Origin of the sequence: Otoolea muris, from assembly GCF_943193115.1 — a bacterium.
Classification (GTDB): domain Bacteria; phylum Bacillota; class Clostridia; order Lachnospirales; family Lachnospiraceae; genus Otoolea; species Otoolea muris.
Map to the genome: position 1 here is coordinate 1 of NZ_CALPCY010000046.1, position 24,095 is coordinate 24,095.

General features: G+C 46.1%; 21 protein-coding genes. 20 read left to right on the forward strand and 1 reads right to left on the reverse strand.

All coding sequences use genetic code 11. The annotated features are described in order from the left end of the window. Positions 1-108 precede the first annotated feature (108 nt). The 5 genes from NFS31_RS20340 to NFS31_RS20360 all read left to right on the forward strand — a co-directional run bounded on the left by NFS31_RS20340 (position 109) and on the right by NFS31_RS20360 (position 8,186). A complete protein-coding gene (locus NFS31_RS20340; RefSeq protein ID WP_334303117.1) occupies positions 109-1,023 on the forward strand; it encodes a helicase in 915 nt (304 codons plus the stop codon). A gap of 160 nt (positions 1,024-1,183) precedes the next feature. Continuing rightward, on the forward strand, positions 1,184-2,128 hold the full coding sequence (locus tag NFS31_RS20345; protein ID WP_251499218.1) for an Rpn family recombination-promoting nuclease/putative transposase: 945 nt from the start codon (positions 1,184-1,186) through the stop codon (positions 2,126-2,128). A 141-nt stretch (positions 2,129-2,269) separates the two neighbouring features. Then, positions 2,270-7,006 carry a DUF3849 domain-containing protein gene (locus NFS31_RS20350; protein WP_251499221.1) on the forward strand — a complete coding sequence of 1,579 codons (4,737 nt, stop codon included), beginning with the start codon at positions 2,270-2,272 and terminating at the stop codon, positions 7,004-7,006. Between the two features lie 4 nt (positions 7,007-7,010). Further along, a complete protein-coding gene (locus tag NFS31_RS20355; protein ID WP_251499225.1) occupies positions 7,011-7,217 on the forward strand; it encodes a transposon-transfer assisting family protein in 207 nt (68 codons plus the stop codon). A gap of 162 nt (positions 7,218-7,379) precedes the next feature. Further along, the gene (locus NFS31_RS20360) at positions 7,380-8,186 is read left to right on the forward strand and encodes a hypothetical protein (RefSeq protein ID WP_251499228.1); all 807 of its coding nucleotides are present in this window, start codon (positions 7,380-7,382) and stop codon (positions 8,184-8,186) included. A 1,475-nt stretch (positions 8,187-9,661) separates the two neighbouring features. Here NFS31_RS20360 and NFS31_RS20365 read toward each other — a convergent pair. Further along, positions 9,662-10,471 carry a hypothetical protein gene (locus tag NFS31_RS20365; RefSeq protein ID WP_251499230.1) on the reverse strand — a complete coding sequence of 270 codons (810 nt, stop codon included), beginning with the start codon at positions 10,469-10,471 and terminating at the stop codon, positions 9,662-9,664. Positions 10,472-11,072: 601 nt separating this feature from the next. On the opposite strand from NFS31_RS20365, the gene NFS31_RS20370 reads away from it, so the two are divergent. The 15 genes from NFS31_RS20370 (at position 11,073) to NFS31_RS20440 (ending at position 23,954) form a co-directional block, all read left to right on the forward strand. Beyond that, positions 11,073-11,630: a helix-turn-helix domain-containing protein gene (locus NFS31_RS20370; protein ID WP_251499233.1), complete on the forward strand. Its 558-nt coding sequence runs from the start codon at positions 11,073-11,075 to the stop codon at positions 11,628-11,630. 15 nt (positions 11,631-11,645) lie between these two features. Beyond that, entirely contained in the window at positions 11,646-12,524 is an 879-nt protein-coding gene (locus NFS31_RS20375; RefSeq protein WP_251499235.1) for an MBL fold metallo-hydrolase, read from the forward strand. A 395-nt stretch (positions 12,525-12,919) separates the two neighbouring features. Further along, entirely contained in the window at positions 12,920-13,576 is a 657-nt protein-coding gene (locus NFS31_RS20380) for a hypothetical protein (protein WP_251499238.1), read from the forward strand. Position 13,577: 1 nt separating this feature from the next. After that, entirely contained in the window at positions 13,578-13,871 is a 294-nt protein-coding gene (locus NFS31_RS20385) for a transcriptional regulator (RefSeq protein WP_251499239.1), read from the forward strand. Positions 13,872-13,883: 12 nt separating this feature from the next. Continuing rightward, complete coding sequence (locus NFS31_RS20390; protein ID WP_251499242.1) at positions 13,884-15,689, forward strand: FtsX-like permease family protein; 1,806 nt, start codon at positions 13,884-13,886, stop codon at positions 15,687-15,689. An 11-nt stretch (positions 15,690-15,700) separates the two neighbouring features. Further along, positions 15,701-16,459, forward strand: coding sequence for an ABC transporter ATP-binding protein (locus NFS31_RS20395; RefSeq protein WP_251499244.1), 759 nt, complete (start codon positions 15,701-15,703; stop codon positions 16,457-16,459). A gap of 351 nt (positions 16,460-16,810) precedes the next feature. Next, the gene (locus tag NFS31_RS20400; protein ID WP_251499247.1) at positions 16,811-17,515 is read left to right on the forward strand and encodes a LytR/AlgR family response regulator transcription factor; all 705 of its coding nucleotides are present in this window, start codon (positions 16,811-16,813) and stop codon (positions 17,513-17,515) included. Position 17,516: 1 nt separating this feature from the next. Next, positions 17,517-18,983, forward strand: coding sequence for a sensor histidine kinase (locus NFS31_RS20405; RefSeq protein ID WP_251499298.1), 1,467 nt, complete (start codon positions 17,517-17,519; stop codon positions 18,981-18,983). Further along, positions 18,961-19,710 carry a hypothetical protein gene (locus NFS31_RS20410; protein ID WP_251499249.1) on the forward strand — a complete coding sequence of 250 codons (750 nt, stop codon included), beginning with the start codon at positions 18,961-18,963 and terminating at the stop codon, positions 19,708-19,710. Before NFS31_RS20405 ends, NFS31_RS20410 begins: the two co-directional genes overlap by 23 nt. A gap of 94 nt (positions 19,711-19,804) precedes the next feature. After that, positions 19,805-20,428, forward strand: coding sequence for a DUF6033 family protein (locus tag NFS31_RS20415; protein WP_251499251.1), 624 nt, complete (start codon positions 19,805-19,807; stop codon positions 20,426-20,428). 16 nt (positions 20,429-20,444) lie between these two features. Continuing rightward, positions 20,445-21,005, forward strand: a complete 561-nt coding sequence (locus NFS31_RS20420; RefSeq protein ID WP_251499254.1) for a DUF3879 family protein — start codon at positions 20,445-20,447, stop codon at positions 21,003-21,005. Positions 21,006-21,149: 144 nt separating this feature from the next. After that, positions 21,150-21,572, forward strand: coding sequence for a hypothetical protein (locus NFS31_RS20425; RefSeq protein ID WP_251499257.1), 423 nt, complete (start codon positions 21,150-21,152; stop codon positions 21,570-21,572). Between the two features lie 98 nt (positions 21,573-21,670). Further along, positions 21,671-22,207 carry a hypothetical protein gene (locus tag NFS31_RS20430; protein WP_251499260.1) on the forward strand — a complete coding sequence of 179 codons (537 nt, stop codon included), beginning with the start codon at positions 21,671-21,673 and terminating at the stop codon, positions 22,205-22,207. A gap of 112 nt (positions 22,208-22,319) precedes the next feature. Next, a complete protein-coding gene (locus NFS31_RS20435) occupies positions 22,320-22,667 on the forward strand; it encodes a hypothetical protein (RefSeq protein WP_251499262.1) in 348 nt (115 codons plus the stop codon). Positions 22,668-23,012: 345 nt separating this feature from the next. Beyond that, complete coding sequence (locus tag NFS31_RS20440) at positions 23,013-23,954, forward strand: hypothetical protein (protein ID WP_251499265.1); 942 nt, start codon at positions 23,013-23,015, stop codon at positions 23,952-23,954. Positions 23,955-24,095 lie beyond the last annotated feature (141 nt).

Here is a 24,095-nt window from a genome sequence, read left to right on the forward strand (position 1 = left end):
GCTGAGAGGTGTAAGTACGGTTTTAGGAGGGAGTATGGTGCTGTCGAAGTTGGCGACAGACTGTGCTTACCTCATGATCTCGACATACAGGTATCAAAGCTGAAACTGATGAAGGCGAACCACACCAGCCAGAAATATAAACTTGAGGATAATATTGCAAAGCACTATCCGCAGCAAATAGCCATTCTGAAAGAGAGGATAGAGGGCATGGAAGCTGACATTCAGACCGCAAAAGCAAATCTCCCGGCAGATAAAGAGCAGTTTTTTATGAAAGTCGGGGATAAGGCTTATACGGATAAAAAAGAAGCCGGAACCGCCCTTATGGAGATGTGCAAGGAGATGAAAACGGTCAATGTGCCTGCCACGGTCGGGGAGTATGCTGGATTTAAAATGGCGGTGTCCTTTGATTCATTCAATCACAAATTTGTGATGAATTTAAAAGGGCAGCTTTCCCATAACTTAGAAGTCGGTTCTGACCCTCTCGGCAACATTGCCCGTATCAACCACGCCCTGGAATCCATGCCGAAACAGCTTTCCGAAGCGCAGACGAAACTGGAAACCGTGGAGCGACAGCTTGAAACCGCAAAAGCGGAAGTCACAAAGCCGTTCGCACAGGAAGCGGAGCTTGTGGAGAAACTGGAACGATTATCTGCCTTAAATGCCTTGCTCAATATGGACGAAAAGGGGGATGATGCGATTGGCATGGACGATGTGCCGGAGGAAGAAAACGGAGGGCAGGAAACTTCTGGACATGATGTCCAGAAGCCAGGGCAGACGGAAAACGTTTCTGAGCAACCAGAAACAGTCGAAAAAGCCGCCAATGCACCGATACCATACCCGGTAGAAAACACAAGGCGTGATTATACAATGGGGAATGGTGGGCTGAGAGTTGCCGCGGCAATGGCTGACAAGCCTGTGCGGCGGGCATCGTTAAAAGAGAAGCTGGCGGCATACAAGGCACAAGCGTCCGGGGCAGATCGGGCTGATACTGAAAAAGCGAAAAGGAAGGAAGAAACGCTGTAACAGTCATAAGGTCAATGAAATTTCAGAAGATGTTCCGTTGCTTTCAAAAAAAGTTCCGATTGATTTAGCCGGGATTTCGGGGTATAATTGCATTGAGGTCATATACCTTTTGGGAATGGCTTTTGCGTTTCCTACCATACAAAAAGGAGGTTTATGGCTGATGGATACGGAAATAAAAAATGCGGTCAGCGCAACAGACCAGGACGCACAGTATGATGATAAGGCAAAACGCCTTTTAGGTAATAAGATCATTCTGGCGCATATTCTGATAAAGACCGTTGATGAGTTTAAGGGAATGAACCCGAAAGATGTGGTATCCTATATCGAGGGAGAGCCATTTATCAGCGTGGTTCCGGTGGAGCCGGGGCTGACCAATATTGAAAAAGAAGAAAACGGGCAGCGCATTGTCGGGATGAATACGGAAAATGCGGAGATAAACGAGGGGCTTATACGGTTTGACATTATCTTTTATGTGAGGATGAAAGACGGTATCTCGCAGGTTATCGTGAACGTGGAAGGACAGAAGGATGAACCGACAAGCTACCATATCCTGAACAGGGCAGTTTTCTATGTGAGCCGCCTTGTTTCCTCGCAGAAGGAACGGGATTTTGTAAAGACAAACTACAATGACATAAAACGTGTTTTCTCCATATGGGTATGTATGGGCATGGACGAGAACAGTATGGATTATGTGCATCTGACGGATGATAAGCTGTTAGGTTCTTATTCGTGGAAAGGCAGGCTTGACCTGCTGAATATTGTCCTGATAGGTATATCAAATGAACTTCCGGAGCATGATGAGAAGTACGAGCTACATCGTTTGCTGAGTACGTTGCTTTCAATGGAGCTGACCGTTGATGAAAAATTAGGAATCATTGAAAAGGAGTATAGTATTGTAGTAGATGATAGAATAAGAGAGGACGTGAGCGCCATGTGTAATTTGTCACAGGGAATTAGAGAAAAAGGCGGAGCAGAGAGAGAAGAAAAAATTATTTTGAATATGCACAGGAAAGGCTATACGTTAGAGCAGATAGCAGAATGTGTGGAAAAGACCATAGAGGAAGTGGAGGCTGTCATTAGAAAAAGAGAGCCTGTGCTGGCATAATCACAGTAACTAAATAACACAAACAGTAAAGCAGTGAATTTGTTTTTGTTAGAGAAAACAATTCGCTGCTTTTTCTGTTTTCGGGAAGAAAGACAGTCATAACAGATTGTCTTTTTTTCATGCAAAGAAAGGAAAATAGATATGGCAGACGCAAAAACAGAAAAACAGAAAGTAAAAGAGATCACTGACAAGCTGGAGGAAGGCTTAAAGGAACTTTTTGAAAGCGAGAAATATAAAAGCTACCTCTCCACCATGTCAAAATTTCATAATTACAGTTTTAACAACACGCTCCTGATAGCCTTACAACGCCCTGACGCAACCTTAGTCGCAGGGTACCAAGCGTGGCAGAGGAATTTCAACCGCCATGTAAATAAGGGGGAGAGGGGAATCCGTATCCTTGCCCCTGCCCCATATAAAATCAAAGAGGAACGGGATAAGTTAGACCCTGTGACCGGGGAGGTCGTGCTGGATAAAGACGGTATGCCGCAGACAGAGGAAGTGGAGATAAAAATCCCCGCTTTCCGTGCCGTGTCTGTATTTGATGTAGCGCAGACGGACGGGGAGCCAATACCGGAACTGGAGGCCAAAGAACTTCTGTCCACAGTGGAGGGCTATGAGGACTTTATAAAGGCGATTACCTTTGTTGCCCCGGTTCCGGTCAGTTTTGAAGATATTCCCGGAGATTCCAAAGGCTTCTTCCGCCCCACAGAAAAGCGGATTGCGGTGCGGGAAGGCATGAGCGAGAGCCAGACTTTAAAGACGATGGTGCATGAAACCGCCCATTCCATGCTGCATGATAAGGAAGTCAACAAGGATATTCTTGCGCCCGCAAAGGACAGGAATACCAAAGAGGTGGAAGCCGAAAGTATTGCCTATACAGTATGCCAGCATTTCGGCATAGATACCTCGGAGTATTCTTTTGGGTATATTGCAGGCTGGTCATCGGGGCATGACATGAGGGAACTGAAATCTTCCCTTGACACAATCCGCAGGACGGCATCGGAACTTATCACGGGCATTGAGGGGCAGCTCCGGGAATTGCAGCGTGACCGGGAACTGATGCAGGGGCAGGAGAAAGAGAGCCTTTTGCTGATACAGAACAGCGATCTGTCCGAGTACAGCCTTGTAAATGTCCGGGGAATGGATGCTGCAGAGGTTGTGGAAACTCTCTCTGCCATGAATGACAATGACAGGCGCAATGTTGCCGCATACCTGGAGAGCAGGGGTGCATGGACGACAGAGATTGCCAATCAGGATACAAAAGAGTTTGGGGAACACCGCCTTGATGTCCGGTATAACACTGACACAAACGAGGTCATTGATATAAAAGTGGAAATGGAACTGAACAAGAGGGCAAAGGAGCCGATCAGTGCGGATGATGTAATTTTGAAAATTACACATTCGCATGGTTTTGAGGTGGAGCGCATTACCAACAAGACACCAGAGGAAGTGCAGGAGATCATGGCTGCGCTTACAAAGCTGGAAGATAAGAACACACAGAATATCCGTGACTGCCTGAAAAGATATAGAGCTGACTATATCCCTATCATTGTGGGCGGCGGCAGAAATTCCGGTATGCCGCAGTTTAATAACTTTGAAATTGACCTGGTTAAAAAAGAGATAACCATGATGAGCCACCTTTCCCCGGCAAAGCAGGCAGAGGGTATCATCAACCGGTTAGAGTTTGCAAAGACCGCTTTTTCCGATGACGAGCGCAATCTTATCGTGAATTATGCCTTTAAGCTGAATGACATGGAAAAGACAAGGGAGCTTGCGGAGCGTATTTATTATGAGGAAGCGGAGGGTAATCAGGGGGCTGTCCTTGCGGTTATTGACGCACAGACGGAGATTGACGATCTTCCTGACCCGATGATTGGTTTATGGGAGATGGAGGAATACGGCTATACATGGGGCGAAATGCTGCCGCTGACGCAAGAGAGGGCATTGGAACTTTTTGACCATGACCTGCCCGTATACCTACTCCATGAGGACGGTTCGGAAACAACCGTGAATGACAGGAAACAGATCATAGCCCATGAGGGTATCTTTGGCATTGAAAAAGGCGATTGGGAGAATGAAAAGAGCCTGCGGGCGTTGCGGGAGCAACTTGCGGAAGGCAGGGCAAATAAGGAAGCGCGGCTTTTATATGGGGATTCTGATAAGTATGGCATTTATCAGTTAAAAGATATTCCCGAAATGCGGCAATTCCAGTTTGCCGGCACGGAATCCTTAAAGCGCAGGGGAATTATAAAAGACAATCTCGATGCCATTAAGCCGGAGAATTACAACCTTGTTTATGTGGGTGAGCTTTCCGAGCTGCAAGGGCGGACGCAGAGCGTAACACTGGAAATGGTCTTTGAGAAATTCAATATAGACCACCCGGCAGATTATAAGGGGCATTCCCTTTCTGTCAGCGATATTGTAGTGCTGCATGAGGACGGGAAGAACAGCGCACACTTTGTAGATTCATTTGGCTTTACCGGGCTTCCTGATTTCATGCGGGAACTGGAAGGCGTGGAAGAACAGGAAAAGGAAGGAATAGAGCCGGAAGCGCCACAGGAGGAAGCACAGGCCACTTCTGGACATGGTGTCCAGAAGCCAGAAGCTGAAAAGGCAGAACAAAAAAGCTATCCGGATTTCTACGGGCATACCCTGGTATATGCGATGGAACATGGGGAAGTGGATAAATATATGGATTCCCGGAAACTTGACAGGGAGTGCAAAGAAGCGGTTGAGGGAACAATCCGGCAGAATTTTGACGGTATGCACTTAAAGCATGATATTGTGAAGCCTCTGGCGGAGCAGTACGGTTCAGACCGTATCGCCTTTGTCCTTGCCAACACGCTCCAGCAGGAATCATGGGATGGGCGCTTTTCGAGGGATAACAAAGCATGGGCGGCGGAGTTTTACATTCCGGAAAATCTTGTGCATGGGATAGATGTAAACCGTGAACTGATCGTAAGCAGCCACCCGGCAGTATTGGACGGTTTTATTGATATGTTCCGCAGAGAAGTCTTGGAGAAGGAAAAAGAAATGTCTGCCGCACAGGAGAAAGAGCCGGACACTTCTGGACATGATGTCCAGAAGTCAGAGCCGAAGCAGCAAGAATATCAGGAAACAGAACGGTCAGAGCTGAAGCAGGAAGAACCGCCGGAAACAAAACAGGCAAAGCCGCAATCCGAACAGAATAAGCCGGAGAAGGCGGATAAAACACAGCTATTTGAGGATATGGAGGATGAGGACGAGATCATTGACCTTGGAGATGAAAAAGACCAAGTGCTTGCGCAGATGAAGAAATCCTTAAAAGGGGAGCAGGAAACGGAACTTGCTTTCCAGATAGCAGACCGCTTCATCAGTATTCAGGAGGTTGACGGGGGCTATGATTATTCCATTATGGGCACTGACTATAAGGAGATAGACGGGGGCGTATATGACAATTCCGATGTCAGTATCCGGGAAGCGTTTGACGATATAGTGACAGATTTGAAAGAAAATCCTTTTGACAATGGCGCAAGGGGAAATATCCGTGACGATGATGAACTGATACCGATTGATTATGATGTCTTGATGGAAAAGGTGGAAGCCGCAAACCGCATTGAACCGCAGGCACAGGGAAACGTGGTGGAAAATTTCAAGGCAAAGACCAATGAGTTGTTCCATGAGATCAGTGAAATGAATCCGGCAGAGATTGAAGAAACCGTAAAATGCCATGTGCAGGCGCAGTTAGACGAATCCGGCATTAATGCGGAGATTGTGGATGTGGCAGTAGTAGGGAGCCGCTGTCGGGGATTGGAGCAGGAAGGCTCTGACCTTGACGTGGTGGTGGAGCTTTCCACAAGTGAGCGTGAAGATGTCCTGTTTGATACATTTAACGGGGATGCTCTCCATATCGGCGGCGTGAAAGTGGATATAAACCCGATCACCGCACAACGGACGGGAACGCTTGAAACTTATCTTCCGCAGGTGGAGGACTATCTGGAGGGAGTGTGTGAGGCAAGGGAAAAAGAGCCGGTGTCCTTATCCCAGGAGCAGGCGGAAACAGAAGTGACGCTGACGGTTGCGGAATGTGGGGAGTTCCACAATCTGGGCGAGTTTTATGAGAATATCCCTACTGTGGAGGAAGCCGTGGCAATCTGGAAACAGATACCGCCGGAGCGCATGAACGGAATCCCCGCAATCGGCATCAATATCCACATGCCGGGAACGGAAGTATTCGAGGATGTGGGGATGGATATTTTGTCCGGGAACAGGATTGACCTTGACATTTTAGAGTATATCCCTGACATAAAAGGGAATCTGCAGGCGATGGAAATAATCACGGAGCTTGTGGCCAAGCTGCCGGAAATGGAGATAGACGGTCATCTGAGCGAGGAAATGGAAGCAAAGGTATGGGAGAAGCGTATGCCTGACCTGACACCTGCGGAACAGCTTGCGGTGGAGATTGACCGTTTTATCTACGGTTATGACACAGCCCTTTACCATGACAATAACCAAAGCATGACGGAGAGCGTATCAGAGATTGCGGAAGCCTTGAAACAGAGAGATACCCGTGACATGGCACTGTGGTTTGCCGACATAGCGGCGGACGGAACGGAGCGGGAGGAGAGAAAGCGGGCTATGGAGTTTCTTGGAAAGCTGGCGGAGTACAAGCCCCTTGCCAAGATCGAGGAAATGGAAGAACAGAATTATAACATGGTAGATAATGTGTTGAATAACGGCGCAGGGGAGAAAGCGCAGAAAGAGGAAAACAAAAAGGCACAGGACAGGCCAGCCACAAAACCGTCCTTAAAAGCCCGCCTTGCGGAGAAAAAGGCGCAGGTGGCAGGACGGGGCAGGGAGCAGGAAGAAAACATAAAAAATAAGCAGAGGGAGATGTAAGGATATGGATACAAGGTTTACTGTGGAAGAAAGCAATTTAATCTGCGTTTTCGCAGGAGAAAGCAGGAGCGAAGTCATAGAGGATATTGAGAGAACTTTGCCGTATCTGGAGGATACGGATATGCTGGAACTGTCCGGCAGGGTGATCGAAAAGCTGCATAATATGACCAATGAAGAATTTGAGCAACTTGAATTAACAGAAGCGGAATAAAACAAAGAAAAACAGGTTTTCCATACGGGCAGGGGAAGCCTGTTTTTTTTGTTTCAGCCGGAATAGCATATTCGGTATAAAGAATTTTTAAAATAACTTTCAGCTATCTTTGAAATTTTGACGGTTCACTGTATAATAGGTGCAGGAACGGGGGAATCTGCGATGCCAAAAAAGAAAAACCGCCCGCACGGGCATTACTGTAAAATATGCGGCGAATATAAGGCAAATGAGAAATTTTCCGGAAAAGGCCACGCAGTTCATATCTGCAAAGCCTGTTCCCGTTTGAGCGCTGCGGAAAAAGCGGCGGCAATGGATATGAACCGGTTAATGAGTTTCCCAATGAGGCGGCTTTCAGAGGGTGAGAAGAAATGGCTGAAAGCCAAAATGAAAGATGACTGCCCAGAGGTGGCGGACACGGCCAGGGAGATTTATAATGTATGCTTTCCCCATGCGGAGCGCAATGCCATGAAAAAGCAACTTGTCATCAATACATTGTCTTTTGAAGTACATACAGAGGTTTATGATGGATACGGCGATATGGAGCTGGCGGATCGGCGTTTTACCATTGACCGGAAAAGCCGTGTGCTTACCATGACGGATTTTCAAGCAGAGGGTGAGGGGCAGTCTGTCACGCTGGAGGGCGGGCAGATGGCGAAGCTGCTGCGGTACATTGTGCATACACTGGAAATTTTTATGTGGGAGCAGGATTATTGCCTGAACCCTGATGAGGAAGATTATGACCCGTTTCTTGAGGGGGAAGAAGGCTTTTTCATGGAAGATTTGGAGGACAGACTGGAAATTCAGCCCCCAAAAGAGCCGGAGGGCAGTCCGTCATGGCGGGTGCAGGTGGAATACACGAATCATACAGAGCAGGATATGTGTAGTTATAATGATGACCTGTCAGACCGCCCGGAAGAATTGTATCTCTCACTGTTAGAATATTTTGAGCCAGAGGAGGAAGAATTTTGATTTTATTTCATCAAAAATGGGAGCGATAAAGCTGGCATGGGATGGTGTCTTCTTCCCCGGCAGATACGGACACGGAAAGCCGACAAAGCCCATAAACACGGCGTTTTTGGCACTGCATAACTTACAAAGTTACATTATTTCCGTGTGCTTTTAGGGGCATTTTTACATTGATGAGGGCGCAAACTTTTGTTCTAGGGTTGTTTTGCCCAATAGTATATACTCGTAGGCAAAAGTCGGTTATTATCACGGAAACTCGGACACTATCAGGCAAAACTCCATACTATCACGCAAAAGTCGATACTCGCAGGCAAAACCCTTACACTATCACGGAAACTGCCTGTACTATCACGGAAACCCACTGGGAGTTTTCGTGATAATACAGGTGTTTCCGTGATAGTGTAAAGAGTTTCCGTGTTTGTATATGAATAAAATGCTAAAAACTTAATGAATAAATGATGATGGGTGAAAAGGGCTGTTCGATGGCTCTTTTTTGCTTTCCGCTCCCGAAAAATAGTCGTTTCGTGCCATTGGGTGAAAAACAGAAATTTTTTATGGTATAATTCAGTGGATGCTTATGCTTTAGTGAGAACGGTTTTCTGCCGAAGTAATAGGAAGAAAACAAAACTCAAAATAGAATGATGTGGAAATGTAAACCGCTTATTTGATACAAAGGGCATGAACAGAATATTGGGAAAACCGCTGAAAACAAGGGGCTTCGGCATATTGGGTGTTGTCGGAATCCCTTGTTTGTTTTTGGGGCTGTGCCAAGGCAATATGGGAGCGGCGGTTACGGACAGCCACAGTGGTCGCAAGTCTGACCCCTCTGTGGCTGTTTTGACCCCTGCGGCAAAAGGTCTGACCCCTATGGCTGTGAATGTGACCCCTGTGGTCACGGTTTTGACCCCTCCCCTTGTATAAGTGTGACCTCTCTGTGTCTTAGAGAATTTATGTGAATGAAAAATGTGCAGTATCCCTGAACAATATTTAACAGCCGCCCAGGTGGCTATTTCCAGTTGATGCCATAGGAATTTGGGTACTCGCAGGCGAAAGTATTGAAGAATGGCTTAAAATCAAGGGATTTTGAGGCTTGGTGGGGTTCATCACGGTGGGTGGTGGGCCCCCATTTTTGTGTTTTTTGATGCCGCTGATAGGATGGCGATAGGGGATAAAATCGTACTATCAGGCAAAAGTATACTTTCACGCAAAAGTCAGGGGTTTCCGTGATAGTATAAAGCGGAAAGGAAAAATGGAGTAGGATATTGGCGGTTTTGAGTGAAAGATGGATTAGCTTGACGGAAAATGCTGTTGAAAAACGGGGGATATGATACAAACACGGAAACTGCATGGAGTTTTCGTGTTTGTATATGAGTTTCCGTGATAGTATGCAGAGTTTCCGTGTTTGTATATGAGCAAAGCGGTAAAAATTTAATGGATAAATGATAACGATGAAAAAGGGCTGTTTTAGTATTTCATTTTTACAAAATAGTTTCAGTCCACTCATCCATTCTTTCATGGTATAAAAACAGTTCCGCAGGAATTTTGATGGTATCCGGAGGAACTGGTGTCTGTATCACACAGCCTTTCAGCGGAAGTCCGTGCGTTCCTGTTTCCTGATCGGGTTTTAAGCGCATCATGAGAAAATGGGAACTTCCCTGATGTGTTTCCGGGCGGGATTTCAAATATTGTTTGGAGTAGAAGGTAAGGTCATAATTTTTACTGCATTCATATTCTATGCCTATATAGCACATCCCTTTAGGACAGCATTGCTCCAATGCATCATAACTATGTTTTGCCGCCTCTTTCAACTGTTCCGGGGAAAACCTTTCTGCCAGTTTGGGATTGTTCAATTCTTTTTCCGTATTTTTCCACACATCTATCAGGGCAACAGAATTTATATGGCAAAGCACCTCATCTCCATGATTATCCACGAAACAGAAAGAACGGGATTTCCCGACATTCAGGGTAACTGTCTTTTCTATTATATGCTGGATGGGATTTGGCCTGTGCGTTATCGTGATGGGTGTTTGAGGTGTAAGGTGGGGCAGCTTTGCAACCTCCGCTATGTTCAGCGTCAACAGCATGAGATTTTCCCAATCTATATCTTTCAGCCATTCGGGAACTGTCCAGCCCGCACCCATCATATCGAAAAACAACTGGATCATTCCATAATTATCAGAATCCATAGGGCTGCCCATGCCGCCTTGTATCTTGAGATGCACATCACCAAGGCAGAGGTCACTGCAATGCAGATAACTGTATCCGTGCCTTTCATGCTCTTTCAGCATCCTCCTGTGATTACGGATGCCTTTCCTGTTCCGGCTTTCCGGTTCCATGTATGGTTCTATAATGTATAGTTTTGCTTCATCGGATAAGGTCATGCCGACAATATGGTATTTTATGCCATTCCGTTCTGTGGTTTTCCCAATCACAAGGATATCCTGCCATTTTGAGTGGAAACCTCCTAATAATGAAAAATTCATCAACCACACCTCCGTAAAATCTAATATGGCAAGTATACCATGTATGCCAAAATAATTCCATAAAATGCGGAAGGACGCCATAGTAAATCTGTGCTTTCCATTCCCGAAAAATAGTTGTTTCGTGCAATCGGGTGAAAAACAGAAAATTTTTATGCTATAATTCCGAGGACACTTTTACTTTAGCGGGAACAATATTATGTCAAAGTAATAGGAAACAGTCCTGGAGGTATACAGGCAAAGCACGGAAAATCTGAAATCCTATATACAGCGCCAGTGGAGCCTTGTCGGGAGAATGGCTGGCACGTTTAGGGAGATGGCATAAATGGGCTGTGCAATGGCTCTTTTATTTTGCTCTTCGATATGTTATAATATATTTTGTTTAATAAAACATATACGAGGAGGGATCATGGAGCAGGTTTCATTGAAGATAGGCGAGCGGCTGAAAGAAATCCGGAACACAAGGCAGCTTACGCTGGATGATGTTGCGGAACTGACGGGTGTCAGCAAGCCCATGTTGGGACAGATCGAGCGCGGGCAGTCCTCGCCCACCATCAACATTTTATGGAAGATTTCAACAGGGCTGAAAATGCCATTGTCCTTTTTCTGCAAACAGGAAGAAGCGGAATACATGGTCGCCGGGCTTGATGGGGAAAATGTGATCACGGAGGAAAACGGAGGGATGCGGGCTTACCCTCTGTTCCCCTTTGACCCGGTGCGGAATGTGGAGGTGTTCTATATTGAGTTTGCTGCAGGAGTGCGCCATGAATCACTTCCCCATGTGGCGGGCGTGGAAGAATATGTTTTTCTGGTGCAGGGGACGCTGAAAATGGTAATTGGCGGGAAGGAAGTGTTGCTGCAGGAAAAGCAGTCAATACGCTTCCGGGCTGATGTTTCCCACGCATACCACAATGTTTCGGATAAAGCCTGCACCGCCTATAACGTGATATTTTATCCGAACAATTAAAGGAGGAAACGGAAAATGTATGAATTGGTTCAGGTCAGTGAGAAATGCTATTACATAAACTGCCCGGCGAAGATAGGTGTCTATGTGGCAGATGGGGATAATGTCTATCTGGTTGACAGCGGGAATGATAAGGATGCAGGGCGGAAGGTCAGGCAGATACTGGATAAGAACGGATGGCATCTGACCGCCATACTGAATACCCATTCCAATGCAGACCATATCGGCGGGAACAGATATCTGCAGGGGCAGACGAGATGTAAGATTTATTCCGGCGGCATAGAGGCGGCTTTCACGAAATATCCGGTATTGGAGCCGTCCTTCCTTTACGGCGGTTATCCCTGTAAGGATTTGCGGCATAAGTTCCTGATGGCGCAGGAAAGCGATGTGACAGATTTTTCAGATGAAAGTTTCCCGAAGGAGATTGAAGTGATACCGCTGCCGGGGCATTTCTTTGACATGGTCGGATTCCGTATGCCGGACAATGTGGTGTTCCTTGCGGACTGCATCAGCAGCAGGGAGACGCTGGACAAATACGCGGTTTCCTTCATCTATGACGTTGGCGCTTATCTGGAAACGCTGGATAAAGTAGAGCAGATGGAGGCGGCCATGTTCGTCCCCGCCCATGCGGAGGCATCCACTGATGTGAAGGAACTTGTCTGCTATAACAGGGATAAGGTGCATGAGGTGGCGGACAGGATTCTGTCCATTTGTGGGGAGCCGATATGCTTTGATAGGATTCTGCAGGAAGTGTTCAAAGGCTATGGTCTTTCCATGAATTTTGAGCAGTATGTGCTGGTGGGAAGCACGGTGCGGTCTTACCTTTCATGGATGAAAGATACCGGGAAAGTGTCGGCTGAATTTCAGAACTGTATGTTGCTCTGGCAGAGGGTGTAGTGACAATAGCTCGTGAGGCATATCGGCAAAGTACAGAAAATCTGAAATCCTATATGCAGCGCCAGTGGAACTTTGTGGGTGGAATGGCTGGCACGTTCAGAGAGATGGAGTAAATGTGAAAAGGGCTGGATGACGGCTCTTTTTTGTTGAGTGCGCTCAGCGGGTGTACGTTCTAAGAGGTAAATGATACATTTTTGATTTGAGATGGCTTCAGGTCGTTCAATGATTCTGTGATATAGAGTCTGCAGGGATGTTTGCAGCATAGCATGGTCTAAAGAGGGAGTGCCGGGTACAGCTCAGTTTCAGCTATGATTTTAGAAAGAATGTCTTGACAAAATATGAAATCAAACTATAATATAGAGTAGTCTATAAAATAGACTAAAAGGAGGAAAACTATGATGCAGAATGTTACAGAAGCAATTGAAGAAGTAAACTTGATCAAAAAAGTAATTGACAGAACCCAGAATGATTTTTCGAGGATAGCCAATTTTTTCATTTCTATTGGCATGATAAACACGGTGACATGCTTGTTATATGTTACCCTGTTCCAGATTATAAAAGGGATGGATCATGTAGCATATGCGGTCTGGATGCTTTTCAGGGGGCTTAATTACATATCGGTATTAGGGTATGTTGTTTTGTTTTTTATTTACCGGCATAAGTTAAAGAACCGAAATAATGCTTTGAGTCTGAGCATGATCAATATTTGGGGAACCCTCCTGATTGGCGGAGAGGTTTTCCGCATATTCTTTTCGACTGTAAATTTTGGGGAGCAGGATGTTTATTTTTATCAGAAGACTTTAACATTCCTTTTTCCTCTGATCGGCTGTCTGGTCTTAGGTTTTGTGATACAGGATAAGCTGATACAGAGGGCTGCTTTTCTTATTGTGATCCTATATATGTTTTTGTCGGGGATGGGGATTGAGATCAAAGTGGGGAGTATACTCGGAAATAATGTAAATGTAGGTATCGACAGCATTTTAACAGGCATTATTGTTTCGGCAGGGATGATACTGCTTGGAATCCATCTGAAAAGAAAAGGAGAAAGATAGCATGGAGATTTCTTCAATGCCGGAGGTATTTGGCAATAAATTGAGGCTTTCCGTGATATCGGCACTGGTTACGGGAGAAAAGAGTTTTACTGAGTTAAAAAAATATACGGACGCAACCTCTGGCAACCTGGGAGCGCAGCTTTTGAAATTAGAGGAATGGGGTTACATCAGTTGTAAAAAAGAATTTGTAAGTAAAAAGCCGCAGAGTTCATACAGGCTTACGGAAACAGGCATTTCTAATTTTAAGGAATATGTGGAGATGCTTGAAAAGGTGCTGAAAAGCATGGAAGCCTAGGAGGGAAGTGTAATGCTTGCGAAAATGGTTTACAAAAATATGGATAAGAAAAATGTGCTGCTTTATTCTTTCAGCATCATTCTGTCAGTTGCATTGGAGATGGTTTTTGGGACTGCTTTTATGGTAAATGACAGGTATGGGCTGAACGAAAAAACCGGCAGCATGAACTGGCTCTGCACCATGTTCTTTCTGGCGGCGGGGGTGATGTCTATCTTTTTTGTCCTTTATTCAACGGCGTATTATGTCAGGACAAAGAACAAGGATTACAGCCTGCTGCTCATGCTGGGAAGCAGCAGAAAATTTATATTCAAATTTTTTTCTGTGGAGTTTTTATTCATTTATGTTTTTTCTGTGGTTTTGGGTATCTTGGCAGGAGGGTTGTTTTCTGTCCTGCTTTTGTATATCCTTCGCCTGTTTCAATATCTGGTTGCGGTTTCCGTGGCTGATGTTGTTCAGGTTATCAAATTGGTTATGAAAATAAATCTTATGATTTTCCTGTTAGAATATCCATTGGTATTATTGTATTTTTGCAAAAGGAACCTGTCAGAAATGCGGCTGAGGGAAATGAAAAAGGAGGGGAGGCATAACAGAACCTGCTTTCTGGTAATTGGGGGAATCGTTCTCATCATTGCCTCGATGCGTCTGCTCAGGGAAAGTGGACTTCCATATCGTTTCATTAGTATGGGCATATGTCTGGCCGGGATATACATGGTTATGACATATGGCGGCAGCCTGGTGTTGATGCTGCTGAAGCTGTTTAAGAATTTTTATTATAAACATATGGTCACGTTAAATGAATTTTATTATCAGTTTAAAAGTAATTGCAGGCTGCTGTTTATTATGCTGGTGCTTAGTTTTGCAGTCCTGTACTTTACGGGTGGGGCCGTGATTTCACGGATGCCGGAAGATGTGGACAGCCCGGTATACCCTTATGGTTTTGTAGGAGTCATACAAGACGGCGGCATGAAGGACATGGCACGGGAAATGTTTGGCGGGGACGGGATTGAGATACCGGCAGTAAAGGGGTATCTGTACAATGGAACAGTTGTTTTTTGTATATCAGACAGGGATTACAGCCGGCTGACAGCACAGGAATTACGTCTGGAAGATACAGAGGCTGTATGGATAAATGAATCTACGATGCTGGATATAGAAAAGCCGGAATTTATCTGCTTAAGTGAAGAAAAGGTCTTTACCGTTACAAAAGGGCAGAATGAAATTGTTTTCGGGACGGAACAGCCGGACAGTCTTTGGCAGTTTGCCGTATTGCCGGAGGCGGCGGTGGCAGACTGTCAGGACGAAGCGTATAGCATTTTCGCTAAAAATGGAAGCCTGCAGAAAGAGTTTGAACAGTATGGATACTGCTTTCAGGAAAATGGGACGGATATATTTTGGAGATGCGCATTCTTAAAGGATGCGGATGAAAATATGGCTTATGTCAAGATTATCAGTATATTCGCAGGAGTTTTCTGCATCTTTTCCTTTTTTGGAATCTTTGCATTGAAGCTGCAGGGAGATATGTCGTTTTTAAATCAGAAGTACAGGATTCTGTACCATATTGGCATGTCGGAAAAGTCAATCTATAAGGCCATGTCCTCGGAATACAGGAAACTGATGGAAATACCTGTTGTTTTGTCACTCTTATTGTCGGGCGTATACATGGCGGCGGAAATGGCCGGGAGTGATATGGCCTTTGAATATTATATATGTAAGTACATACCATTCCAAATCATATTTGTGGGTTTCAATGTCATGTACTTTTGCTGGATCAAAAAAATGGTGCTTAAAAAGAATACGAAAATCATTATAAATGAATAGGAGAATACGGGATGAGTCTGGTAAATATATGTGGGTTACAGAAAAGTTATAACCATTCCATCGTGAATAAAGTAGCCGGAGACAGGGAATATCCTGTTTTACGGGGAATTGATTTTAATGTGGAAAAGGGCGATTTTATAGGCATCATGGGGCATTCCGGGTGTGGGAAAACGACACTGTTGAAAATCATGGGAACAATTGACAGGCCGACCAAGGGGAAGGTGTTTTATGAGGATGTCGATGTACGGAGACTCAGTACAGACCAACTGGCGGAACTTAGAAAAAACAGGATCGGCTTTGTGTTTCAGGATTTTAATCTTATGGATAATCTGTCTGTTGAGGAGAACATCATGATCCCGATGGTGCTGAATAAAACAAAGTACCGGGATATGCGGGCAGTTGTTGACAGGAATGCTGACCTTTTGGAAATATCGGGCCTTTTGAAAAAATATCCCTATGAACTTTCCGGCGGGGAAAAGCAGCGGGCAGCAATTGCAAGGGCATTGTCTAATGAGCCGGATATCATTCTGGCAGATGAGCCGACCGGGAATTTAGATACGGTATCAGCAAAAAAGATTATGGATTATTTTGCAGAAATAAATGGCCGGAAGAAAAAAGCGGTTGTGGTAGTGACACATGACCCGGTGGTTGCAAGTTATGCCAGAAAAATCTTATTCATAAAAGACGGGAAGATCATGAAGCAGATGGAGAATCAATCAAAACAGCAGGAAAGCATACGCATCATATCAGATGCAATGTTGGACTTATGAAATAGGCAGGCCGATGTTATACGGATCAACACCAGCTAGAATCAGACCGCCGCACTATGGCCATCATCCGCCATATGCGGCGGTCTGCCTTTTCCGCAGGCAGGCCGGGCGGACTGATAAGGGAAATTGCTTGGAAAGCGGGGGAATCAGAGTTAATATGCTTACACGGCGGTTTGCGTTTGTGCCATATCGGACGAATGGCGAAAAACTTTAGAGCTGATTTTGAAATTTCCGTACTGCATTTCTGCCTTTCGTTCCCGAAAAGTGGTCGTTTCGTTCCCTCCGCCCGAAAAACGGAAAATTTCTGCCGATATAAGAAGTGAATGCCTATATGGATTGAGGTGATGGATTTTGGATATTGCAGTTGTGGATGATGAGAAAGCGATCAGGGAGCATATATGCGGTCTGGTGGAGGAACAACAGCCGGAAAGCCGCATAGAAGCCTATGCCACGGGCGGGGAACTGCTTGCATCGGGGAAGCGGTTTGACATCGTTTTCCTTGACATACAGATGGAGGGTATGAACGGCATAGAGGCGGCAAGGAGCCTGCGTGAAAGGCGGGAGGATACCGTGCTGGTGTTCGTTACGGGCATCAAGGATTATGTGTTTGACGCATTTGACCTCTATGCGTTCCAGTACCTGTTAAAGCCAATAGACGAGGAAAAATTTGCGGAGGTGCTGGAAAGGGCTGTGCGGGAGGCCGCAAAGAAGAAGGAGCGCCGTGTGCTGTTCATCAAGTCGCGGAACCTTACCCTTGACCAGTCCGAAATCCTGTATATCGAGAGCAGGGCGAAGAAGGTGGAGATACACACCACAGGGGCGGCGCAGGCCATAGAGATCTATGCGGCGATGGATGAGCTGGAGGCGCAGCTTGGGGAGAATTTTTACCGCTGCCACCGGGCGTACATCGTGAACATGGACTGCATCACGGAATATGACGGCGAGAGCATTACGCTTACGAACGGCGACAGGGTGTATCTGACGAAAAAGAAGTATGGGGAGTTTGTGAAAGCCTATATGTGGCACCTGCAGAACGGGGGTGTGTCCAGTGTTTAAGATGGCGGACGTGTTATATTCTGCCCTCACGGTGTTCCAGGGGTACTGCCTGCAGTATTTTTTGGGGAGCTTTCTGGAAACAAGGATGAGGGGCAGATGGAACGGGATGTATGTGGCGGGCTTATATGTGGCTCTGCGGACAGCCGTGGTGTGGTGTTCCCCGCCGGGATATGAGGATTACAGGGTGGCGGCGGGGACGCTGGCATTGTCGCTCTGTATCCTGTCAGCCCTTGCGGTGTGCTTTTACAAGGCGTTCCGCCCCGTCACGGTTTTCCTTGTGGTATCGTTCCAGGCGTTACTGGACATCAGCAGGTATGCGGCTGTCATACTGCTGAATGCGGTGGACGGGTGGGTGCTTGACATCATTAACTGGTGTGCGGGGAAAGGGATGCTCGCATCGGAAAAATCCTTCGGCATGGCGGTAAAGGCCGGTGTGGCCGGGACGCAGCTTATCCAGTATGCCGGGATTGCCCTGCTGCTGTATTTTTCGCTGAGAAAGGTCGTGCGGGATTTCCGGGAAAAGGATTATTTTATCAGCAGGACGGAGCTGCTGTTCATCCTCGCCCCGTCAGCGGTTGGCATGATGATCTGTATGCTCCTGCGTATCATCATGATCACGCTAGAGGACGGCGTACCTAAAATGCTGTATGACAGGTATCCGATCCTCGTCATCGTGATTCCCGCAATCCTGCTCCTGTCGCTGCTGTCCATTTTGTACGGGGTGAAGCTGTTCCAGGACATGATCTATTGGAACAGGGAAAAGAGCGGCAGGATCGTCCTCGAAAAACAGATAAGCAGCCTGCAGGAACACATGGAGGAGATGGAGCGCATCTATTCCGGCATACGGGGCATGAAGCATGACATGAAGAACACCCTTGCCGTCATCCAGCGCCTTTCCGCAGGGGAAGGAAGCGGGGAGCTGCAGGAGTACCTGTCGGAGCTGAACAGGGGGCTGGAAAAGCTGGAAGTGCGGTTCAGGACGGGGAACACGGTGGTGGATACCCTGCTTAACATGAAATACCATGAGGCAGTGCGGGATATGCCTGACTTAAGGATGGATGCGGATAAGCTGCTGCTCCCGCAAGGGATTCAGATACACAGCTATGACATAGGAGTCATCCTAGGGAATGCGGTGGATAATGCAATCGAAGCCTGCCGGAAGCTGAAAGCGAAAGAGCCGGGGGCGGACGCCTTTATCCGTATAAGCTCCCTGCAGAAAGGGAACCTGCTCATCCTGAAAGTGGAGAACAGCTTTGACGGGCGGCTGGTGCTTAAGGCGAAGGAGGAGTTCCCGGTGACGGATAAGGCGGACAGGAAATCCCACGGGATAGGGCTTGCCAACATCAAAAGCACGGCGGAGAAATACCAGGGAGCAGTGGATTTTAAGATAAATGGCAGGGTGTTCATCCTGTCGGTGATGATGAAAAATGAAAGGAGAGAGGAAGATGGATTTCGGAGTGACCGGTAAATTGGGAGGGTACTATCTGGCAGAGCAGTACCGGAAGAATGCGGCAGGCAAGAGCGAAGGCGTGAGTTTTGCGGAACTTGCGGCGGCAAAGGCGGCAGGGAAAACAGAGAATGTAAGTTTTGAGGAAATGCTGGAATCAAAGTATCCGGGAGCATATTACAACGTGATGGATACATCCAAGATTGACGGCTCCTTATGGGGGAGGAATGATTATCCGTGGGATAAGTATTTCAGCAATAATGCGGATGATTCTGTTCTGAACTGGAAACCGTCGGGAGCTGAACCCGATATGCAGAGCCCGGCAGTCCGCGCCAAGATGAATGCAATGCTTGGCAAGATTGCTGTGGTCATTCCACCGGAACTGGAAGAAAAAATGAAAAATAACACGGAACTTGCACAAAAAGTAATGGAACGGGTGGATAGTTTTTTATTAACTAATTCTACTCCCGGTGAGAACGAAGGTTTTCTGATGACATTTGATGAAAATGGAGAAATCAACCACGCTTGTGTGGTGGGAGAACTGAAATTTACTGTTTCATCATCGGAATTTGTTGAAGCCCGCAGAGCAAGGGAGGCAAAACACGCAGAATATGAGAGGCTGGCGGAGGAAGCCGCCCTGAAACGCAGGCTGATGGAGCAGGAAGCCGATGCGAGATATTATAAGGACAGCATGACCAAAAAGGCGGTTTCGATTGCCGCATATGAGGCGGCGGACATTTTGAAGTAAGGAGGATCATGCCCGAACTTACCACAAGGGGACATGGGCGGCCCTGAATGACAGAGGGGACGTAGGTAAGATTTTTTGAAGGAGGATGATTATTATGGCAATTTCAGGAGTAACGGATTACACGAACACTTATGCAGCAGACAGGGCAAATGGGAGCAGTTCCCTCAATGGGGATTCGCAGGCTTACCTGAATAGTCTGAAGGAGAAATACCCGGATGTGAACATAACGGTGGCGGATTTCAAGAATGGGAAACAGGAAGATGCCTATATGCTTGGGAGCAGGGGCTATAACAACATAGCGGTTTCTTCCAGCATTGTAGAGAAGATGGCATCAGACCCGGCAGCAGCGGCAAAGTATGAGAAAGTCTTTGCGGAAATGTCTGGCAATTCGGAGCGGATTGAGAAGTTCGCAAGGGAGAACAATGACGAGATACTCAGCGCAGGCGCCCTTATTGACAAGAATGGGAAAGTGTCTTACTGGATGGTCGGCAGGAGCAAGGATACGATGGAAAACCCCGGCACGGTCTATAAGGAAAAGGTACAGAAGCAGATAGCGGAAAAACGTGCGAAGAAGAAAGAGGAAGAATCTTTAAAGGAGAAGAAGCTGGCAAAGGCTGAATCCGTGGAAAAACTGATGGAACAGATAAAGGCGGGAACAAGCCAACCTGTAAAAGTGCAGGAAGAAGGCAAGGGCGCACAGTTGGATCTGACCATATAGAAGGAGGAATTTTATCATGCGTATAGGAAATAACAATCAGGGAATCTGGCAGCTTTTATCAAGGATGAATGGCGGCAAGGCAAATATGAATATGCCTTTCGCCGGGGCAAAGCGATCCAGTGCGGGCGGCAGGAATACGCTGGAAGACCAGCTTACCGGACATAGGAAAAATTCTTATGGCGTGGAAGGGATGTGTGTTACCAACAATCCCAATGCGAGGAAGATCATCAAGGTAGCTGATGAGATGAAGCAGTGTGTTTTTAACAGCGTGAAGGATGCGTATTATAAATACAACGGAATGTCCGGTGACAATGAGGCAGAGTGGGAAGAAATGGCCCAGGCAAAAAATAATTATTATAAGACATTAAAGAAGGAAGACCGGGTAGCGGCGGCATGGACTTTGGGGCAGTTGGAAATAAGCATTGGAAGAAAAGTAGCCAGTGCCGTGAAAGAAAGGGTACCCGGTTGGACGCATGGCAAACCGATTCCGTCTGATGTGCTGGATGAAATCTTTGCGGATGAGAGCATAACGTCAATGGTATCGGGAGAAGCAAAAGGGCTGGATATGAAGATATAACCCATACCCGCTATTCGGCGGAGGCGCAAAAGCCATGCGCCTCTGCCGGGGGAAACTGCCCGGACTTATTGCAAGGGAGCGGATTTCGATGTTTTCGCCTATAATAATGGAGGCAAAAGAAAACATTTATAGGAGGCCATTACAATGAAAAAATATCGTTTGATTCTATCAATGTTGGCTGTGCTGTTATGCATTACGGTGACGGGCTGTTCCAGTAAGGATAAAGGCATTTCACCTATTCTTGGTGATGTACTCCCTGAAAAAATCACGAGCATTGAAGTAAGTGGTTTTTATAATGGTAGTGACTTAGAACCGTGGCAGTTGACGCAGGAAGAAATTGAGGAACTGAACGCATGGCTTTCTGAACTATCATTGGAACACAGGACATATGCCGAACGGAAGGCTCCCAATGAAGTATGGAACGGTGGATCGTCTTATCAGTTCAATGTCAATGATGGAGAACTGTCCTTCGCATGGGTATATATTGACAAGGCATATTTCCGATATGACGGTGAGTGGTATGAAATCACAAACACTTCTGCACCGCCGCTCAATTTAGATGTTTGAGAGATGCGGGCGCCTTATTTCTAACAGATGGGGAATCGGGGAGCAGGGTAGGCATCACTGGTTTCCGGCAGATTAAGAGTTGTTTCGGAGGTATCTAAATGAACACGCTTTATGAAAAATATAAAAATTTGAAGATAGACGGCAGTTGGATTGGCTTAGCGTCTGGAGGGAGAATGCCATGTTTTTGCACACCTATTGGAGCTGAAATCATTGGCTGGGATAATGGCATACACTACTGCTTCATTGAAGGTTTTGGAGATATGGTTTTCTGCGTTAATCCAGAAACTTGTTGCGATTACTTTGTCTATCCCATTGCCCGTAATTTTTATGATTTCTTAGGGCTGATACTCGCCGCTGGTGGCACAAATACTCTGCAACAGCTTATTTGGTGGGACAAGAAAATGTTTGATGATTTTGTTAATTGTCCAGAAGAACAGGAATATAAAGCCCGGCCCGAAGTAAAAAGCGTTTTGGATACAATTCGCAAAGGGATGGATGTAGCATTGATAGATACCCCGTTTGAGTATATCAAAGATTTGCAAAGCAATTTCCCTTATGAGCAAATTTCATTTACAAATGAGTATTATGATATTTTAGGAATTGAGTGCCCTAATGGAACAGTGCCAGAAGATTGAGAGAGTAACAAGATTTGGAATATTTCCAATAAGGTCACAGCCCGACAAGGCAGGTATCCCCTATGTTCTGACAGATTGGGGAATTAAAAACAGATTTTGGAAGAGGTATCATATGAAAAAGAACATTATTTTATGGATGGCGGCTTCGGCGGTAGTTATGCTGGCGTTTCCGTGGCTTGCGGTTACTTTCGTAAAAGGCGATGCAGGAATGGCGGTATGTTTTCTTCTGTTTTTTGCGGTCAATCCATTATATTCCGTGCTAATCGGAGCATTTGCGGGAAAGGGCATCCGGCGCTTATGGAGCCTTCCGGTTATCTCGGCTGCGCTGTTTCTCATAGGCACATGGGTATTTTTTGACATGGGGGAGACGGCATTTATCCTGTATGCAGCAGTTTATCTTGCCTTGGGGATAGCGGCCATGCTGATTTCTATGCTTATCAAAAAGAAAATGCAGAAGTGAGAGGCGATTAAATGGATATAACAGGAATAGCAAAAAGCCATCATGTGGACATCCAAAAGGCAGGAAAGGCATCATCTAAGCTGTCCGATTCCCTCCGGGAGAAGACAACAGAACGTCTATATGGGGAATAAGTTCCTCGCCCTACGCAAAAGCGAGGTCGCCAAAGTCGCGCCGGACAGGGCAGGCATCCCCAGCAGATCAGCGAGAGGAGGTGAAGGCCGGTATGGAATTTGACAGGGGAAGTTAGATAAAGTGTTTCTGTATGAAGCGATAAACTGCTCGGACTTATTATGAGAGAGCTAAGTTGGCCCTGACCGACAGAGGGGCCGCAGAAAGGAGAAAAGAATGGAGATTTCAAATAATCAATCATGGTATATCAATCCCAATACCAGACAGCTTACATCAAATGTGAAAAATACTGTAATAAAGGATAGAGAAGCCTTCAATGGTTCAATGCAAAACTTGTTAAATCCCGTAGAGGATTTGGTGCAGGTTTTGAAAACACCTATCAAGCTGGCAGAAAGGTCATCCCTGAACCGGCAGGGTAACTCTGTTGATATTGCATCCGGCAGCCGCATTGCGGTAAATGACGGTTATATACTGACGGTAAAGCCGCAGGGCGTGGAGGTTTCTGGCGGGGATAATCCATATGACACGCAGGCATATTTGAAAGCGCAGAAGATGGCTGATTCGCTGGCTACGCTGCTACGAAACGCTTGTGGGAATATGCATACGGTAGCATATTCTCAGGAGGAATATGCCAGATGGAATGAGGGCGTTTCCGATGTGATGGGATATCTTGGCATAGACGCATCAAAGGATTTTACAGTCAACGGCATGAAGTACAGCAGGAATGGGAATGGGTGGTATGAATCACAGGCAGACAGTGAGGCGAAATCCGCTTATGAAATGCTGAAAGCAAATAACAGGACATACACCTATGCGGATGAAAGGACAAGAAACCAGATCGCATACATAAGCAATTATTATCTGGAAAATACCACAGAAAGTCTGAAAGCGGCATGGCAGAAAACGCTTGAAGAAACGGGAGTGAATCCATTCCCGCAGGGATTTTCAAGCACGTTGTCACAGCTTGCTATGGAACAGGACTTTGCGACAGGCGGGAATGATGATATTTTTGGCAGCGACCTGGAAAGCAGCATTGCGGCTGTAAAGAAGATCATAGAACGGCTGGAGAATCCATTAGGGGCAGTGACAGAGAAGAATGCAGAGTTTATGGAGGATGAAAAGACCTTCTATACGGCATTATTAAATAACTTGGCTTAATTCATTCTGGTACAGAAGCACCACACGAAGAAAACCAATAATGCACAAACGATAAAAGGGATCAACAGGCATATTACTAAAAAAGACGAAGGGATTTTGCGGGTAGAGAATATATAGAGGGTAGTTTAGAAATAAAGGCGT